Consider the following 17,337-nt stretch of genomic DNA (forward strand, 5'->3'; position numbering starts at 1 on the left):
GTATGTCCCAATTGGCATCACAGCTGGCAAACTCACGACATGGTCGAAGGCCAGGGAATGCTGTCGCGGGCCGATCTGGAACGGTTGGTGGCCGCCGGCGACATCGATACCGTGATCGTCGGGTTCTGCGACATGCAGGGCCGACTGACCGGCAAGCGGGTGTCGGGACGGCTGTTCGTCGAAGAGGTCGCCGAGCACGGCGCGGAATGCTGCAACTACCTGATGGCGGTCGACGTCGACATGAACACCGTCGACGGCTACAGCATGTCGAGCTGGAACACCGGCTACGGCGACATGGTGATGACGCCGGACTTCGCCACGTTGCGGCGCATCCCGTGGCTGCCGGGTACCGCGTTGGTGATCGCCGACCTGTGCTGGCACGACGGCAGCCCGGTGGCCGCCGCACCGCGCAGCGTGCTCAACCGCCAGATCGACCGGCTCGCCGACCAGGGCCTGGTGCCCTACGTCGGCACCGAACTCGAGTTCATGGTGTTCGACGACGGGTTTCGGGAGGCGTGGGCGAAGGGGTACCGCGCGCTGACGCCTGGTTCCGACTACAACGTCGACTACGCGATGCTGGCGTCCACGCGCATGGAGCCGCTGCTGCGCGACATCCGGCTCGGCATGACCGGCGCGGGCATGTACTGCGAGGGCGTCAAGGGCGAATGCAACCGCGGTCAGCAGGAGATCGCGTTCCGCTACGACCACGCGCGGGTGACCTGCGACAACCACACGATCTACCGCAACGGCGCCAAGGAGATCGCCGATCAGCACGGCAAGAGCCTGACGTTCATGGCGAAGTTCGACGTCCGAGAAGGAAACAGCTGCCACATCCACATCTCGCTGCGCGATCAGGAGGGGGCGGCGGTGTTCGCCGATCCCGACGATCCGCTCGGTATGGCGCCGATGTTCCGCAGCTTCATCGCCGGCCAGCTGGTCACGATGCGCGAGCTGACGTTGATGTTCGCCCCGAACATCAACTCCTACAAGCGTTTTGTCGACGGCAGCTTCGCGCCGACGGCGATCGCCTGGGGGCTGGACAACCGGACGTGTGCCCTGCGCGTCGTCGGCCACGGCCACGGCATGCGGATGGAGAACCGCGCGCCCGGCGGCGATGTGAACCAGTACCTTGCGGTGGCAGCACTGATCGCAGGCGGTATGTACGGTGTGGAACACGAACTGGAACTTCCGGATCCGGTGCAAGGCAATGCCTATGCCAGCAGCGCCGAGCGGCTGCCGACGACGCTGGCCGAGGCCGCCGAGCTGTTCGGCAAGTCCGAGGTGGCGCGCACGGCGTTCGGTGACGACGTCGTGGAGCACTACCTCAACAACGCGCGGGTGGAGCTGGAGGCGTTCAACTCCGCGGTGACCGACTGGGAAAGGATGCGCGGCTTTGAGCGCCTCTGATCCACGCCGAGAAGGGGTGCGGCCCGTGCTCGGGCTGACCACCTACCTTCAGCAGGCCCAGACCGGTGTCTGGGACGTGCGGGCCAGCATTCTTCCGGCGATCTACTTCGAAGGTGTCAACCGGGCCGGCGGTATCGCGACGCTGCTGCCTCCGCAGCCTGTCGACACCGATATCGCCGACCGGTTGCTCGACGGGCTCGACGGGCTGATCATCACCGGCGGTAAAGATGTCATGCCCGCCAGCTACGGCCAGCATCCTCACCCCGCCACCGACGCCGACACCGCCGACAACCGCGTGCGCGACGCGCTGGAATTCGCGCTGGTTCGGGGGGCCCTGCTGCGCGGTATGCCGCTGCTGGGCATCTGCCGCGGCGCCCAGGTGCTCAACGTCGCACTGGGCGGCACCCTGCATCAGCATCTGCCCGACATGGTGGGCCACACCCACCATCAGCAGGGCAACGCGGTGTTTTCCACGTCATCGGTGCGCACGGTGCCGGGCACCCGACTGGCCGCGCTGATCGGCGAATCATCGGATGCCCAGTGCTATCACCACCAGGCCATCGACCGGCTCGGCGACGGGCTGGTCATCAGCGCCCAGGACGCCGACGGTGTCATCGAGGCCATCGAAATCCCCGGTGAGAACTTCGCTTTGGCGGTGCAGTGGCATCCTGAGGAGCGGCTCGACGATCTGCGGCTGTTCGCCGGTGTGGTACAGGCCGCCGCCGGGTTCGCGACCGAAAGGCTGGGCGCATGACGACTTCGCAGATCATCAATCCCGCCACCGAAGAGGTGCTGACCACCGTCGCGCAGACCGACGTCGCAGGCGTCGACGACGCGGTCGCCCGCGCCAAGGCCGCCCAACGGGGTTGGGCGGGACTGCCCCCCGCCGAGCGGGCAAATGCGCTGCGGGCGTTCGCCGATGAGGTGGATGCGCACATCGACGAGCTGGCCGCGTTGGAGGTGGCCAACTCCGGACACCCGATCGGCAACGCCGAATGGGAGGCCGGACACGCGCGCGACGTGCTGCGCTACTACGCCGGCAGCCCGGAACGTCTGTCAGGCAAGCAGATTCCGGTGGCCGGCGGCCTCGACGTCACGTTCCACGAACCGCTCGGCGTAGTCGCGGTCATCACGCCGTGGAACTTTCCGATGACGATCGCGTCGTGGGGATTCGCCCCGGCGCTGGCCGCCGGCAACGCGGTGCTGATCAAACCCGCCGAATGGACCCCGTTGACCACGATCCGGCTGGGGGGGTTGGCGGTGCGGGCCGGGCTTCCCGCCGACCTGCTCTGTGTGCTGCCCGGTAAGGGTTCGGTGGTGGGCGAGCGGTTCGTCACGCACCCCGACGTGCGCAAGATCGTGTTCACCGGCTCGACGGAGGTCGGCACCCGGGTGATGGCCGGTGCCGCCGCGCAGGTCAAACGCGTCACCCTGGAGCTTGGCGGCAAAAGCGCCAACATCGTGTTCGACGACTGTGACCTGGAGAAGGCGGCGGCCACCGCCCCGTACGGGGTGTTCGACAACGCCGGCCAGGACTGCTGTGCGCGTAGTCGAATCCTGGTGCAGCGCAGCGTCTATGACCGGTTCATGGAGTTGTTGGAGCCCGCAGTGAAGGGCGTGGTGGTGGGTGATCCGCGCGCCAAGGACACTGAAATGGGACCGCTGGTGTCCAGGACCCACTTCGACACCGTCGCGTCCTACGTGTCCGACGACGCGCCCGTGGCGTTTCGCGGGAACACCCCGTCAGGACCCGGCTACTGGTTCCCGCCGACTGTGTTGACGCCGCAGCGCACCGACCGCACCGTGCGCGAGGAGATCTTCGGCCCGGTGGTCACGGTGCTGCCGTTCGACGACGAAGCCGACGCGATCGCACTGGCCAACGACACGCCGTACGGGTTGTCCGGATCGATCTGGACCGACAACCTGTCGCGGGCGGTGCGGGTGTCGCGGGCCGTGGAAGCCGGGAACCTGTCGGTCAATTCGCACTCGTCGGTGCGCTACAACACCCCGTTCGGTGGGTTCAAGCAGTCCGGCCTGGGCCGTGAACTCGGACCCGACGCACCGCTGTCGTTCACCGAAACCAAGAACGTCTTCTTCGCAGTCGAGGAGAGCTGAATGGACCTGTCCCAGCGGCTCAAGGACAAGGTCGCCGTCGTCACCGGCGGGGCCAGCGGCATCGGCCTGGCAGCCGTCAAGCGGATGCGCGATGAAGGCGCGATCGTCGTCATCGGCGACGTCGACGCGACGCTCGGCAAATCTGTCGCGAACGACCTCAACGTGAGCTTCGTGCAGGTCGACGTCGCCGACCAGGTCGAGGTGGATCGATTGTTCGACACCGCTTTCGAGTTGCACGGCGCGGTCGATATCGCGTTCAACAACGCCGGCATCAGCCCGCCCGAAGACGACCTCATCGAGAACACCAGCCTGGACGCGTGGCAACGCGTGCAGGACGTCAACCTCAAGTCGGTGTTTCTGTGCTGCAAGGCGGCGCTGCGCCACATGGTGCCCCAGCAGCGCGGGTCGATCATCAACACCGCGTCGTTCGTCGCGGTGATGGGGTCGGCGACCTCGCAGATCTCCTACACCGCCGCCAAGGGCGGGGTGCTGGCCATGTCGCGGGAACTCGGTGTGCAGTACGCGCGCCAAGGCATCCGGGTCAACGCGCTGTGCCCGGGCCCGGTGCACACCCCGCTGCTGCGGGAACTGTTCGCCAAGGATCCCGAACGGGCCGCGCGCCGGTTGGTGCACATACCGGTCGGACGGTTTGCCGAGCCCGGCGAAATCGCCGCCGCGGTGGCGTTTTTGGCCAGCGACGATGCGTCGTTCATCACCGCCTCGACGTTCCTGGTCGACGGCGGCATCAGCGGCCACTACGTGACCCCGCTGTAAGACCATGACCGCCGATCGAGACGCTGCACTGGTCAGCGAGGCGCTGCTGCGGCCGGTGCGGCTCGGCAACGCCTTCGGAGACACCGTCGGGCGCCTGTTGCAGACGATAAAGCTCGGCCTGTTGCAGCCAGGCGAATCGCTGCCGCCCGAGCGGGAACTCGCCGCGCGGCTCGGCGTCAGCCGCGACACCGTGCGCGAGGCGATCAAATCGTTGGCCGGCGCCGGCTACCTACTGTCGCGACGCGGCCGCTACGGCGGCACGTTCCTGGCCGACGAGCTGCCGAGGCACACCGGCGACGCCGACGGGGTGACCCGCGCAGATCGACGACGCGCTGCGGCTGCGGGATCCTCGAGTTGGGCGCGGCGCGGATGGCGGCCAGCCGCACGCTGACCGCCGCCGAGCGCGAAGTGCTGGGGAGCCGCCTGACCGTTTTGTGCGGGGCGGCGCCCGACGACTATCGGCGACTGGACTCCCGGTTGCACCTGACCATCGCCGAAGCCGCTGGATCGCCATCGCTGGTGCCGATACTCGCCGAGAACAGGATGTATCTCAATGCGCTGCTGGACCAGATCCCGTTGCTGCCCCCCAATATCGAGCACTCCGACGAGCAGCACGAAGCGATCGTGATGGCCATCCTCGCCGGCGATGCCGACGGCGCGGCCGAGGCGATGAAGGCCCACATCGAGGGCTCGGCCACGCTGTTGCACGGCTTCCTGGACTAGCTCGGCCCGGCCCGCCTGTCCCCGCGAGCGGGCGTGTTTGCGGCCGACATGCAGACGTTTGTCGCGAGTTTGCGCACGCTCGGCCGGCGCGTCAGTCGCGGCTGGCCATCCAACTGCGGTGCCGCATCGCGGCCTTGCGGGCAGCCTTGGCGAGCTTGCGGTCGGGATGGTCCTGCCCCAACACGTCGAGCACTGCGGCGGTTTGTGCCGACGGGTGTCGCCACATCTGTTCAAGCGCCGTGTATTGGTCGGCAGGATGTGGTGCTTGCGAAAACATCGCGCATAGCACGTCGGGTTCGTCCAAAGAGGAGGCCAGCACGTCGACGAACACCCCGATGTCGACGAGGTGACGGACTTCGGCGTCGTCGGCCAACCCGCGGCTTAGCAGGTACAGGGCCGCGTGACCCGCCACAGGACCGTCGAGTAGCTCGCGCAACTGCGGGCCCACGATGGCGGCGTCAAATAGTTCCAGTGCCGCGAATGCACTGAGCTGCAACGCTGGGTCATTAACCGCGCCAAGCACTTCGACGATCTGTTGCACGCGCCCGGCAATGTCGGTACCGGGCTGCCAAGAGTCCGCGACCATCTGGCGATCCTCGTCTGGCACCGAGTCGAGGATGGCGATGAACGCTGATGCGGGTGCTTCGGCGAGGTCGTCGACGCGGCGCAGCAAGTAGCCGGCTTCTTCCAGGTGGATCGGCACCAGGTAGCGACCAAGCGCGGTGAGGCGGATCGTTCCACCGGTTGGATAGGTGTCGAAGGTCCGGACCACCTGGCGCCGGTCGGTCCATTCGACGACGCCGGCGCCCTCGAGAGTTTGGAAAACCTGGCTCAAGCCGTACCGTGCGGTGCTTTCGATACTGTCCGACCATTGCGGCCAATACGGTTCGATCTCGTCACGCAACACCGGTTCGACGAACTCGACGAGCTCATCGAGATCGACCGCGGTGTCGGGGTTGAGGATGCGCGCGAGAAAGTGCACAGTGCTGCCGTCGAGCATGTCGTTGACGCTGTCGAACACTTGGTACGTGCCGCCCCTGGACCCGAGCGCACCCAGCTCGATGATTGCCCGATACACCGACGTCGCCCGGCCCGTCATCGAGGCGCGCGACCAGCTTTTCACCGGTACCAGTCGTTTCCGGTACAGGCGAACGGCGCCAGCCTTTTTCGCGATTTCGATGATGGAGTTCAACCCCGGTAGCCGCCCGGTCGTGCTGGTTCTGAAGGTTCGCTCGCCGAACGTCGGGTCCATTTCGTCGCCCGTGTCGAGCAGCTCGATCAGCGCCTTGCCGTCGGCTCGCTTGATATTTCCCCGGTCTGTCAACGTCTTTCCGGTTTCGCCGAGATAGTCGCGCAACGCCTCAAGTTTTCGCAGCAGCGGTGCCGCTGCGGCAACGGATTCAACGTCTGCCTCGGTCGGCGGCACATACAGGAACGGCAGCAGGACGGGCTCTGGTTCCGCACGGAGGTGTGCCTCGATGATCGCGGCCTGCTCATCGGCTGGCAACGCCTTGAACTCGGCCATTCGAGAGTGAAGTTCGGCCTTCATCTCATCTTCGGACATGGACTCCGGTAACGCGAGGAGTTCGATGTAGCGTGGTTTGCCCGGTGGATTGAAACCCGGGTGGGTCAAAATGGCTTTTGGGTCGCTCTCGGGTTTGGTCATCGTGTTGTGCATCGCGGACGCGAGGCCCAAGGCCAAGTGGCTCAGCCCATTCCCGCGGTCCGTCCCCGCCGGTAGCCGGCCGGTGTCTCCGAGGAACTCGAGAAATGCGCCGAGCGACGCGCAGCACAGGTGGCACTCTTCGGACGTGAGCGCCATATTGGCGGGGCACCAGTCGAGCAAGTACTCGACGATGTCGTCCTCGTTGATCGCGCCGAGACTGTTATCCCGCGCGACAAACCAGTCGACGAACACCTCCGCGGCGGACACCGTGTCAAGGGGGAAGGGGTCGTCCGCGGCCGACAGCCACGTGCCGAAGTCTTTGAACAGCGTGGTATCGGATAAGGGGTCATCGTAGTCCAACAGAAATCCCGTCGCAGCGAATCTGCCGCATGGGCACGATCGGCTCGAACCCGCGGCCCACGCTTCTTTCGGGTCCGACGATACGCAGCGCTTCGGCCGCCTGTTGCATGGTTTCCCTGCGACGGCTGGATTAGATTGTGGGCAGTGGAAACGCAGAGTGACCAGTCAAAGGTGGAACAGGCGGCGTCGGCACTGGCCGACGTCGACTCTGCCGTGTGGACTCAGCGCTTCGACCTGCTATCGGATACCAACCGGCTGGAAATCCTGCTCACCTTGCACCGCGCACCGGGCATCTGCGTGGGTGACCTCGCCGCCGCGCTCGGCCGATCGGAGAACGCCGTATCGCAAGCGCTTCGTGTACTGCGCCAGCAGGGCTGGGTGAGCTCGACGCGCGTCGGGCGCTCGGTCAGCTACCGACTTGAAGACGAGATCGTGCACGACCTCCTGCACTGGATCGGCGCCCGGCACGGCTGAGAGCCGTTCGCACACCTCCTTGGTGCCTGACGTCGCATTGGCGGCTGTCACCCGGTCATTTCATCGCCGCTTCAGCGTCGTTGAACGTCCGCGGATCACCGTTTAGCCATCAGATGGCAACGCTGGGCTGCGCCCGGCACGACGTTTTGGAGATGGCAATGTCCAAACACATGGGACGGGTCGGGGTGCTCGCGGTCGCACTGGGAGTGTCCGCGCTCGCTCCGGCAGTCGAAGAGGCGCCCGAACTACGGTTGACGACAACGGTCAATCCCGCCGTGGCGGTCTCCACACCGCGGGCACCACAGCTGCCGATGCCGGCGTTTGTGGCCGCGCGAATGCCTACCCCACCGGCCGTCCCTGTGCCGTCGGCGCAGGTATTCGCCGAGCCTGGCGACGCGGGTAGGTCCGCAACTCTCCGCGCCGGCGGCGAGCCTTCGCGGCGGGCCCGGGTTGCCGGGCATGTCTCGCTGGTGTTCGCGACCGCGGCGCACACTCCCGCGCGAACCGGCGTACACGCGCGAAGGTCCGCGACGGCCTCGCCCGCGGTGACCGGTCTGGCGCCCAGCGGCGACCCGATCAGCGCGATGGTAGGTGTGCTCATCGGCGACGGCGACGAACCCGGTGAGAACGCTGGTCTGCTGATCGGCAACGGTGCCGATGGCGGGCCGGGACAGAACGGGGGCCGGGGCGGGTTGCTGTTCGGCAACGGCGGCAACGGTGGCAACGGGGAGTACGGCCAGCGCGGCGGAAACGGCGGCCAAGGTGGGTTGTTCGGCAACGGCGGCAACGGAGGGCTCGGCGGAGCCGGCGCCCGCGGCGGCGATGGCGGCAATGCGGGGCTGTTCGGCAACGGCGGCAACGGCGGGCACGGCGGTGCCGCGGTCTCGTCCAACGTCGCCAGCGCCATCGGCGGTAACGGTGGAAACGGCGGCACGGGCGGCACCTTCCGGGGCAACGGCGGTCTGGGTGGAAACGGTGGGTTTGCACAAACCGACAAGGGTGTCGCGACCGCCGGCAACGGCGGCAACGGAGGCGCACCGGGGGCGGTCGGCGACGGCGGCATCGGCGGCAACGGTGGCAACGCGGTAACCCTCAGCGGCACAGCCAATCCCGGAGCGGGCGGCCACGGCGGCGACGCCAAGATCCTCGGCGACGGCGGCAGCGGGGGCGACGGCGGCGATGCGACCGCTGCGGCGGCCGGTGGCTACGCCGGCGGAAACGCCGGAGGCAACGGCGGCGACGGCGGCAGGCTTTCCGGCGCGGCGGGCAACGGCGGCACGGGCGGCGACGGTACGAGTGTCTCGACCAGGGCAGCCGGCGGCACCGGCGGGGACGGCGGAAACGGAAGCCCCGGGTCGGCGGGGGGCCGCGGCGGCGACGGCGGCGCGGCCAAGTCCACCACGGGCCAGGCCGTCGGCGGTAACGGTGGGGCCGGCGGAGACGGCGGAGCAGGCGCCCCAGGCGGAACGGGCGGCACCGGAGGCACCGGCAATGGAAACCCGACGAGCACGAACGGCACCAACGGCAGAAACGGTGCCGACGGCTAGGAAATGATCGGGTTGCACGCCCGGCGATCGGCTATGGCGATTCGCCGGGCGCGCAACGGCATTGTGTTGGACGCTGTACTGCGATGACAACGGAGTTTCGGATACTCGGCGAGGTCGAGGCATTCGTGGACGGACGGCCCGTCGAGGTCGGTCACGCCCGTCAGCGCTGCGTGCTCGTCTGTCTGCTCGTCGACATCAACCGGCCCGTGTCATCAGATCAGCTCATTGACCGCATATGGGCCGAACAGCCCCCGCACAAGGCGCGTAACGCGTTGGCAGCCTACATATCCCGATTGCGGCGGCTGTTCGTCAGCGACGAGGTCGAGATCGTCCGTGGCCCCGCCGGATATTTGCTGAGGGCCGATCCGTTGTCGATCGACCTGCATCGGTTCCGGCACCTGGTGTCCGAAGCGCGAGCGTGTTCGAATTCCGGTGAGGCAACTGAACTGTTCAATCAGGCACTGGGCCTTTGGCGAGGCAGACCGTTCGAGCTAATTGATGCGCCGTGGGCGAACGGGGTGCGGGACGCCCTGGAGCTGGAGCGCTTTTCGGTGATGTTGGACCGCAACGATGCCGCTTTGGCCGCCGGCAGGCATTCCGACGTGCTGGCGCAACTGATTACGGCGTTGGAACAGCACCCGCTTGACGAACGGATGGCCGGCCAGCTGATGCTGGCCCAGTACCGCAGCGGGCGACAGGCCGACGCGTTGGACACCTACCGCGCCATGCGTGAGCGGCTCGTCGAGGAGCTCGGTGTGGAGCCGAGCCCGTCGCTTCGCGCCGTACACCAACAGGTCCTCGACGGTGACCCGGGCGAACCCGCCCGCCCGGAAAAGCGGTCACCACCCGCCGTGGCCCCCGCCCCCGAGCTTCCGCGTCGCGCAAGCAGTTTCGTCGGCCGGCAGGGGGAGACGGCGCGTCTCTGCGCGGCCATCCACCACGGCGCCATGGTGACGCTGACCGGTGTCGGGGGAGTGGGCAAGACACGGCTTGCTCTGGAGGTGGCCGACCGCGAACGGGAGCACTTCCATGACGGGGCGTGGATCTGCGAGCTGGCCCCCCTCGACGACGGTCGGGCGGTTAGCCAGGCCGTTGCGGTGGCGCTTCGCCTTCAGCCCCGCGACGGTTTCGACTTCGACGAGACGGTGATCGAGCACCTGCGGACGCGTGAGCTGCTGCTGGTGGTGGACAACTGTGAGCACCTGCTGGACGACGTGGCGGCGCTGATCGACCGGATCACCCGGTACTGCCCCCGGGTCTCGGTGCTGGCCACCAGCAGGGCAGCGCTCGCCATCGAGGGCGAGCAGGTGATACCGGTCGAACCGCTCGCGGAATCGGACGCCATCGCGCTGTTCGCCGACCGCGCCAAGGCGAGCCGCGGCGACTTCGCCCTGGAGCAGCAGCCGGTTGGGGCGGTGGCCGAAATCTGCCGGCGACTCGACGGGTTGCCGCTGGCCATCGAATTGGCCGCGGCCCGCATGCGGGCGATGAGCAGCCTCGACATGGCCCGAAGGTTGGACCGGCTGCGGCTGTTGAGCGGCGGCTCGCGTGGCACGCATCCGCGGCAGCACAGCGTCACCGCGACCATCGACTGGTCGTACCGGTTGCTCAGCGCCGAGGAGCAGTCGCTGTTCGAAAGGTTGTGCGTGTTCGCCGGTGGTTTCGACTTGGATGCGGCGCACGGAGTCTGCGCCGACAGCGGAGATGTCTACGACACCATGGACCTGCTCACCGGGCTGGTCGACAGGTCCATGGTGGTGGTGCGCGCCGACGCCGCCGTGACCCGTTACGACATCCTGGAGACATTGCGCGCATACGGTCGGGATCGGCTGCGTGAGAAGGGGATTCACGACCGGCTCGCCACGCGTCACGCGACGTACTTCACCGAGTTCCTCGAGTGCGCGACCGCAGGGGAACACGGGGCCGAAGAACGATGGTGGGTCGAGCGGCTGACCCCGGACGCGCGCACCACATTCACCGCCCCCGACTACGACAACCTCCGCGCGGCGTTCGACCGCTCGATCGCGGCAGGCGAGATCGGCCTCGCGCTACGTCTGATCACGGCGATGCCCGAGTCGATCCATCTGCGGATCGGATACCACTCGATCGAGTGGGCGGAACGTGCAGTCGAGATAGCCGACCCCGACCACGCGCTGTTCGTGGCGGCGGTCGGGGTGGCCGCGCGAGGCAGGTGGGTGCTCGGCGAGTTCGCCCGAGCCCGGCGGCTGGCCAAACTGGCGCAGGGGCGCAGACCCAGCCCCGGCAGCTCGTTCGTGGCCTATCCGGACGACACGCTGGCCGATGTCCGTCTTTACGAGGGCGATGTCGCATTTGCCCTGGCGCACTATGAGCGCGAGACCGAGCTGGCGCGCCGAGACGCCGATTCGTTCCGGCTGCTGTGGACCCTCTACAACGTAACGATCTGCCACGACGCGTTGGACGCGCCGGCGGCCGGTGTGGATGCCGCACAGGAGGCCATGCGCGTCGCCGACACCACGGCAAACCCGTCGGCGCGGGCGATGGCGCGCTGCGCGCTGGGACGAGCGCTCAAGGCGCCGGACCCAGACCGAGCACTGAACCTGTTGGAGGAGGCCGCGACAGTCGCCGCCGCCGTGCAGAACAACTGGCTGACGGGCATAGCGCGTACGGAGGTCGCAGCGGTCCGCGCCGCGTACGGCGCGCCCGCTGCGGCGGCGCGACTGTTCCTCGAGGCGTTCGACCACTGGGACCACGGTGGGCCGGGAACCGGTGCCCTGCACTGGCTCACACTGCACTACGTGACCCGATTTCTGGCGCGGGTCGGCGCATACGCGGACGCCGTCACGTTGCATGGCGCCGTCGTGGCGGCCGGCCGACGGCCGCCACTCGACATCGCCGTGGTGCCCGAAACCGCTGCAGCGGAACCGAAGACGTTGGGGGGAGCGGAAGCCGTTGCCCTCGCCCGCAGCGTTCTGCAGCGCTACTGCTGATACCGAAACGTGTCCAACGCACCATGTCTCGATGCGCTGGACACGTCTGCGCCTCGTCAGAACAGGCGGGTGATGACCTGTGAGGTTTGAATCCTGATCTTGCAGTCCGAATCCTTGAAGTGCGCCTGGGCATAGATCTCGTCGTTGTCATCGAAGACCCCGCTGTCCTCGTTCAAGAAGCTCTTCCGCAACTGGATCTGGGTTCGGTACTCCAAGCCCTGCGAACTCGCCTTCAGGTAGCCATCGGGGTTGTTGTGGGCACCGAGGACCGGCTTGAAGTGGATGTACCTGGCGCCTTCGTCGCCGTCGTCGTCGCCGAAGACGTAGTAGTTCATGCCGCCCTGGCAGTCCCCGTTGTTGAGGTTGTTGAGGAACCCGACCGCGTCGGCCTGCGGCATCGGGAAGCGCCCGAGGATGGCGAGTAGGTAGTTTCCCTGGTTCTGGGGATCCTGAATGATGTGAAGCGTCGCCCCCGACTGGCCGGGAGCCGCGGAGGCGGGCGTCGCGCCCGCGACCACTCCGGCGGCGGTGACGACCAATGCCGCACCGTTCATCAACCACGCCAACGCTTTTCGTGCGTTCATTTTCGTTCTCCTGTTTGGTGAGCGCTACGGCTCGGTTCTGGACGGTGCAACGGTGCGCGCGGGCGTTTCGGTGAGGATGATGAGTTCGTGAAATGTGCTCGTCGGGGCACGGTTCGACGGCGCGAAAGTGATGCGAAGTCCCGTTGATCAGGAGATTTCACAGCCGCCGAACGAACGCTGAATTCCACCGCCGCAACCTGAAGACGTCGTTGACCGAACGTAAGGAGAATCCGATGACTGCTGTCGACGTCGAAGCGGACCGGAAGCTGAAGACCAATCACCGGACGATGTGGGCGTCCGGTGATTACCCGGCGGTGGCCGCGCAGTTGATCCCGGCGTTGGGTCCTGAACTCGTGCGTGCCTGCGGCGTGCAAGCGGGCGACCGCGTCTTGGACGTCGCCGCCGGGTCAGGGAACGCGTCGATCCCGGCCGCGCTCGCCGGAGGGCTTGTCACCGCAAGCGATCTCACACCGGAACTCTTCGCGCCCGGAAAGACCGTTGCTGCTCAGCGTGGTGTCGAGTTGGAATGGGTCGAAGCCGACGCCGAGGCGTTGCCGTTCGCCGACAACAGCTTTGACGTCGTGATGTCCTGCGTCGGGGTGATGTTCGCACCACGTCACCGAGCAGCCGCCGACGAGTTGGTCCGGGTGGTGCGCCGCGGCGGCACGATCGGGTTGATCAATTGGACGCCTGACGGGTTCATCGGCATGCTGTTCGCGACGATGAAGCCTTACGCACCGCCGCCACCGCCGGGCGCCGACCCGCCGCCGTTGTGGGGCGACGAGGACCACGTCCGTGCCTTGTTCGGCGACCGGGTCAAGAACCTGACGATGCGGCGCCGGGTTGTCGTGCTCGACCACTGCGCGACCCCGGCGGAATTCCGTGCGTACTGGAAGCGCAACTACGGGCCGACCATCGCCGCCTACGCCAACGCCGAGAAATCCAACCGGGTCGCGGCCCTCGACCGCGACTTCCTCGATTTCCTCACCGAGTGGAACTGCGGCGCGCCTGACCGGGCGTACTGGGAGGCCGAGTACCTTTTCGTCACCGCGCGCAAGCGGTAGACGGCTAAGCCGCCCTGGGCAGGCTTACCTGAACACCTGTCCAGCTAGACATATATAGGCGGCGGTTCTACGCTCAGACGGGTGACTGTCCACAACGTCGCCATGCACATGAGCGACGGCATCGTCGACGCCCCGACCTCCCTCATCTTCGGGGTCATCGCGGTCGCGGCAGTCGGTCTCAGCGCGGTGAAGGCACGCAACGAACTCGACGAGCGCACGGTCCCGCTGGCCGGCCTCGTCGCCGCGTTCATCTTCGCGGTGCAGATGATCAACTTCCCGATCCTGCCCGGGGTCAGCGGCCACCTGCTGGGCGGTGCACTGGCCGCCATCCTGGTCGGCCCCTACACCGGGGCGCTGTGCATCGCGATCGTGTTGGTGGTGCAGTCGCTGTTGTTCGCCGACGGCGGTGTGACCGCGCTGGGCACCAACATCGTCAACATGGCGGTCATCGGCGTCGCGGCGGGGTACGCGACGGCGGTGGGACTGTTCACCCTTGCCCGCAGGCGCGCGGAAGTGCCCACGGCCGGCTTCGGCGTCGTCGCGTTTATCGCCGCGCTGGTCGGTACCGTCTGTGCGGCAATGGGTTTCGTGCTCGAGTATGCAATCGGCGGCGCGGCGACGACCTCCCTCGGTGCCGTGGCCGGCTACATGTTCGGCACGCATGTACTGATCGGGGTCGGTGAGGGCCTGATCACCGCGGTGACCGTGGTGGCCGTCGCTCGTGCGCGTCCCGACCTGGTCTACCTGCTGCGCCGGACGCGCGCGGAGGTGCGGGCATGAGCTCGCGGTGGCGGTTCTGGGTGGCATTCGCCGCCGTCACCCTGCTGATCGCCGGCGTTGTCTCCTACTTCGCCAGCTCCAGCCCCGACGGGCTGGACGCCACAACCCTGCGCGGCTGCGAGGTGGTCGAGACGGCCGACGGTGAACAGCTCGCGGGGCACTGCATCGCCCAGCATGCCGACGAGCATGCCCTTTCGGGGTCGCCGCTCGCGGACTATGCGATCGGCGGGGTCGGGGGCACCGGCGGGATCGCCGGGGTGATCGGGGTCCTCGTCACCGTGGCGGGGGCGGGTTTGTTGTTCTGGTCGATCGCCCACCGCCGGCGACGAAGTCCGCGGTCGGAGGGTGCCGGTCGGTCGGCCGGGTAGGCGAACGTCCGCCGAAGGTCACATCCCGCCCGAGATTTCGTCGAACTGGGCCGAGACCGGGTTCGTGTACGCCAGCAGCGAGCCGGCGCCCGATTGGACGAACCGCGCGGATACGTAGATTTCGTCAATGCGCCGGCCGGTAGTGCAGCCGACACTTCCGTCGTTGAAGCACTTGTCCTCGTTGAGCAGATGCTCGGGGACGCTGAGATGGCGGCCGAAGTGAATACCGGCCTGTCCCGCGTACAGGTAGCCACCGGGCGGCCCAGGAGCGCCGATGAATCCGTGGGGTGGGCCGATGCGCGAATCGGGCTCGCCAGGGTCGTCGGCGAACACGATGTAATCCATGCCGCCGCTCGATCCGAGGTTGTCGATTCTGTCGCGGGCCGAGCCCTCGCTCATCGGGAACACGCCCTGAATCCAGAAGAGCAGGTTTCCCTGGACGGCCGGGTCGGCGCCGCGCAACGTCAGGGTGACCCCAGGGCTCTGCTGCGGAGCCGCGGAGGCCGGCGCTAGCCCGACGGTCAGCCCGACGGTGGCCGCGATCACGGCCGTCCCGCCCAGCAGCGATCCGATGTCCTTCAATGCGGTCATTTCAACTTCTCCTCGCTTTGGTGGGGCCGTCGTACGCCCCCGATGGAACGGTTTAACAATGCTCGACAGCGATTCGACGAAGCTTGTTCGTTCGTGAAATGAGCTGGTGAGGCTGGATGGATCGAGCGTTTGGGCGTGCCCGGCCGGGACGAGAAAGCCGCGAGAAGCGCGGGACGAATCAGCCCACGCCTGCAGATCTGTTCAGCTAGACAGGTAATCGCCCGCGTCCTAGGCTCGGGTCATGGCAGTCACCTTGGTCGCCAAGCACATGAGCGATGCGCTCACGTCGGCGGTGGCAGGATCGTCGTTGCGGGTGATCGACGACCACCGGCAGCAAAGTCGGCGGTAGATGGGCGCCGGGGCCCACCCGCTCTACCGCCACGGCGAATCGGCGGTGCACCGGGCACCCGCCGAGGTGAAGATCGTCTGCCTGCTGGTGTTCGTGCTGGCCGTCGTCGCCACCCCGCGAGAGATGTTCTGGCCGTTCGCCGTCTACGCGACGATCATCGTGGTGGTCTGGCGGCTCGCGCGGATACCGCTGCGGTGGGTGCTGCCGCGGATGCTGATCGAGGCGCCATTTCTGGTGCTGGCGGTGCTGCTGCCCTTCGCCGAGGGCGGTGCCCGCGTCGAGGTTGCCGGACTGCAGCTTTCGGTGAGCGGGCTGTGGGCCGCGTGGGGAATCGTCATCAAGGGCACCCTCGGTGTGGCGGCGGCGCTGACCGTCGCCGCCACCACGTCGACGACCGAGTTGCCCGCCGCCTTGAGCCGACTGGGTGTTCCGGCGGTGGCGACCTCGGTGCTGGTGTTGATGCTGCGTTATGTCGATCTACTGGCCGCGGAGGCCGGCCGGATGCGGATGGCGAGGATCTCGCGTGGCGATTCGCCGCGGGTGCTACATCAGGCCGCGGCCATCGCGAGGGGGATCGGCGCGCTGTTCCTGCGCTCCTACGAACGCGGCGAGCGGGTGTACGTCGCGATGTTGTCACGGGGATTCGACGGCAGCGCACCGGATCTGGCGGTCATCGGGGCACCGCCGCGGGCCGCTGCCGCGCAGTGGGTCGTCGCGCTGATCCCGGCGTACGCCGCCGTCACGGTGGCAGTGATGGCGTGGGTGTTGCGATGAGTGCGATCCGCATCGAGGCGCTGCACTACATCTACCCGGACGGGCAGGTGGCGCTCGACGGCGTCGACCTGACCGTCGCGCCCGGTGAGCGGATCGCGGTGCTCGGGCCCAACGGCGCAGGCAAGACCACCTTGATGCTGCACCTCAACGGAGTGCTCACCGCCACCGCCGGCACGGTCGAGATCTGCGGTATCCCCTTGAACCGCAAGAGTGTTCAAGAGCTGCGGCGTCGGGTCGGGCTGGTCTTCCAGGATCCGGACGATCAGCTGTTCATGCCGACCGTCGCTCAGGACGTCGCGTTCGGCCCGGCCAACTTCGGTGTGCGCGGCGAGGCGCTGGCCGCCCGGGTCGGCCGGGCGTTGCAGGCCGTGTCGCTGACCGAACAGGCCGAACGCAGCCCGACGCACCTGTCCGCCGGGCAGCGCCGGCGCGCGGCGCTCGCGACCGTGTTGGCCTGCGAGCCCGACATCTTGGTTCTCGACGAGCCGTCGGCCAATCTCGACCCGGTCGCGCGCCGGGGGCTGGCCGAGACGCTGACCGGGCTCGACGCCACCATGCTGATCGTCACCCACGACCTGCCCTACGCCGCGCAACTGTGTCAGCGGGCGGTCGTGATGGACAGCGGGGTCATCGTCGCCGACGGCCCAATCACCGAGATTCTCTCCGACGCCGATCTGCTTGCTGCCCACCGCCTCGAGTTGCCGTGGGGCTTCTCGGTCACCACCTAGCCACCACCCCCGGCCCCGTGAGCAGACGCAGGAGGTTGTTCCTCGACGCCGAAATAGCTGTTGC

General features: G+C 67.5%; 15 protein-coding genes and 1 pseudogene. 13 read left to right on the top strand and 3 right to left on the bottom strand.

All coding sequences use genetic code 11. From position 1 onward, the window contains the following. Positions 1-39 precede the first annotated feature (39 nt). From ABQF13_RS01605 to ABQF13_RS01625, 5 genes and pseudogenes are all read left to right on the top strand, one after another. Complete coding sequence (locus ABQF13_RS01605; RefSeq protein WP_448390917.1) at positions 40-1,407, top strand: glutamine synthetase family protein; 1,368 nt, start codon at positions 40-42, stop codon at positions 1,405-1,407. Further along, positions 1,394-2,161: a gamma-glutamyl-gamma-aminobutyrate hydrolase family protein gene (locus tag ABQF13_RS01610; RefSeq protein WP_448390918.1), complete on the top strand. Its 768-nt coding sequence runs from the start codon at positions 1,394-1,396 to the stop codon at positions 2,159-2,161. Before ABQF13_RS01605 ends, ABQF13_RS01610 begins: the two co-directional genes overlap by 14 nt. Beyond that, positions 2,158-3,522 carry an aldehyde dehydrogenase family protein gene (locus ABQF13_RS01615; RefSeq protein WP_448390920.1) on the top strand — a complete coding sequence of 455 codons (1,365 nt, stop codon included), beginning with the start codon at positions 2,158-2,160 and terminating at the stop codon, positions 3,520-3,522. Before ABQF13_RS01610 ends, ABQF13_RS01615 begins: the two co-directional genes overlap by 4 nt. Then, complete coding sequence (locus ABQF13_RS01620; protein WP_448390922.1) at positions 3,523-4,296, top strand: 3-oxoacyl-ACP reductase; 774 nt, start codon at positions 3,523-3,525, stop codon at positions 4,294-4,296. A gap of 4 nt (positions 4,297-4,300) precedes the next feature. After that, positions 4,301-5,019, top strand: a pseudogene (locus tag ABQF13_RS01625) (FadR/GntR family transcriptional regulator). A gap of 91 nt (positions 5,020-5,110) precedes the next feature. Here ABQF13_RS01625 and ABQF13_RS01630 read toward each other — a convergent pair. Then, complete coding sequence (locus ABQF13_RS01630; protein ID WP_448390923.1) at positions 5,111-7,045, bottom strand: hypothetical protein; 1,935 nt, start codon at positions 7,043-7,045, stop codon at positions 5,111-5,113. 135 nt (positions 7,046-7,180) lie between these two features. On the opposite strand from ABQF13_RS01630, the gene ABQF13_RS01635 reads away from it, so the two are divergent. From ABQF13_RS01635 to ABQF13_RS01645, 3 genes are all read left to right on the top strand, one after another. Beyond that, positions 7,181-7,519, top strand: a complete 339-nt coding sequence (locus ABQF13_RS01635) for an ArsR/SmtB family transcription factor (protein ID WP_448390924.1) — start codon at positions 7,181-7,183, stop codon at positions 7,517-7,519. A 152-nt stretch (positions 7,520-7,671) separates the two neighbouring features. Beyond that, positions 7,672-9,066: a PGRS repeat-containing protein gene (locus ABQF13_RS01640; RefSeq protein WP_448390925.1), complete on the top strand. Its 1,395-nt coding sequence runs from the start codon at positions 7,672-7,674 to the stop codon at positions 9,064-9,066. A gap of 83 nt (positions 9,067-9,149) precedes the next feature. Then, on the top strand, positions 9,150-12,035 hold the full coding sequence (locus ABQF13_RS01645) for an AfsR/SARP family transcriptional regulator (RefSeq protein WP_448390926.1): 2,886 nt from the start codon (positions 9,150-9,152) through the stop codon (positions 12,033-12,035). Positions 12,036-12,091: 56 nt separating this feature from the next. On the opposite strand, the gene ABQF13_RS01650 is transcribed toward ABQF13_RS01645, so the two are convergent. Continuing rightward, complete coding sequence (locus tag ABQF13_RS01650) at positions 12,092-12,619, bottom strand: hypothetical protein (protein WP_448390927.1); 528 nt, start codon at positions 12,617-12,619, stop codon at positions 12,092-12,094. Between the two features lie 233 nt (positions 12,620-12,852). On the opposite strand from ABQF13_RS01650, the gene ABQF13_RS01655 reads away from it, so the two are divergent. The 3 genes from ABQF13_RS01655 to ABQF13_RS01665 all read left to right on the top strand — a co-directional run bounded on the left by ABQF13_RS01655 (position 12,853) and on the right by ABQF13_RS01665 (position 14,831). Further along, positions 12,853-13,683 (top strand): class I SAM-dependent methyltransferase, encoded by an 831-nt coding sequence (locus ABQF13_RS01655; protein ID WP_448390928.1) that lies wholly within the window; start codon positions 12,853-12,855, stop codon positions 13,681-13,683. 102 nt (positions 13,684-13,785) lie between these two features. Next, entirely contained in the window at positions 13,786-14,463 is a 678-nt protein-coding gene (locus ABQF13_RS01660) for an energy-coupling factor ABC transporter permease (RefSeq protein ID WP_448391372.1), read from the top strand. After that, positions 14,460-14,831: a PDGLE domain-containing protein gene (locus tag ABQF13_RS01665; protein ID WP_448390929.1), complete on the top strand. Its 372-nt coding sequence runs from the start codon at positions 14,460-14,462 to the stop codon at positions 14,829-14,831. Before ABQF13_RS01660 ends, ABQF13_RS01665 begins: the two co-directional genes overlap by 4 nt. An 18-nt stretch (positions 14,832-14,849) precedes the next feature. Here the strand turns inward: ABQF13_RS01665 and ABQF13_RS01670 are convergent, their stop codons facing one another. Further along, positions 14,850-15,422, bottom strand: coding sequence for a hypothetical protein (locus ABQF13_RS01670; RefSeq protein ID WP_448390930.1), 573 nt, complete (start codon positions 15,420-15,422; stop codon positions 14,850-14,852). A 349-nt stretch (positions 15,423-15,771) separates the two neighbouring features. On the opposite strand from ABQF13_RS01670, the gene cbiQ reads away from it, so the two are divergent. Then, on the top strand, positions 15,772-16,545 hold the full coding sequence (gene cbiQ / locus ABQF13_RS01675) for a cobalt ECF transporter T component CbiQ (RefSeq protein ID WP_448390931.1): 774 nt from the start codon (positions 15,772-15,774) through the stop codon (positions 16,543-16,545). Beyond that, positions 16,542-17,273: an energy-coupling factor ABC transporter ATP-binding protein gene (locus ABQF13_RS01680; protein WP_448390932.1), complete on the top strand. Its 732-nt coding sequence runs from the start codon at positions 16,542-16,544 to the stop codon at positions 17,271-17,273. The genes cbiQ and ABQF13_RS01680 overlap by 4 nt, the downstream gene beginning before the upstream one ends. The last annotated feature ends 64 nt before the right edge of the window (positions 17,274-17,337 follow it).

It is taken from the genome of Mycolicibacterium sp. XJ879 (assembly GCF_053483935.1).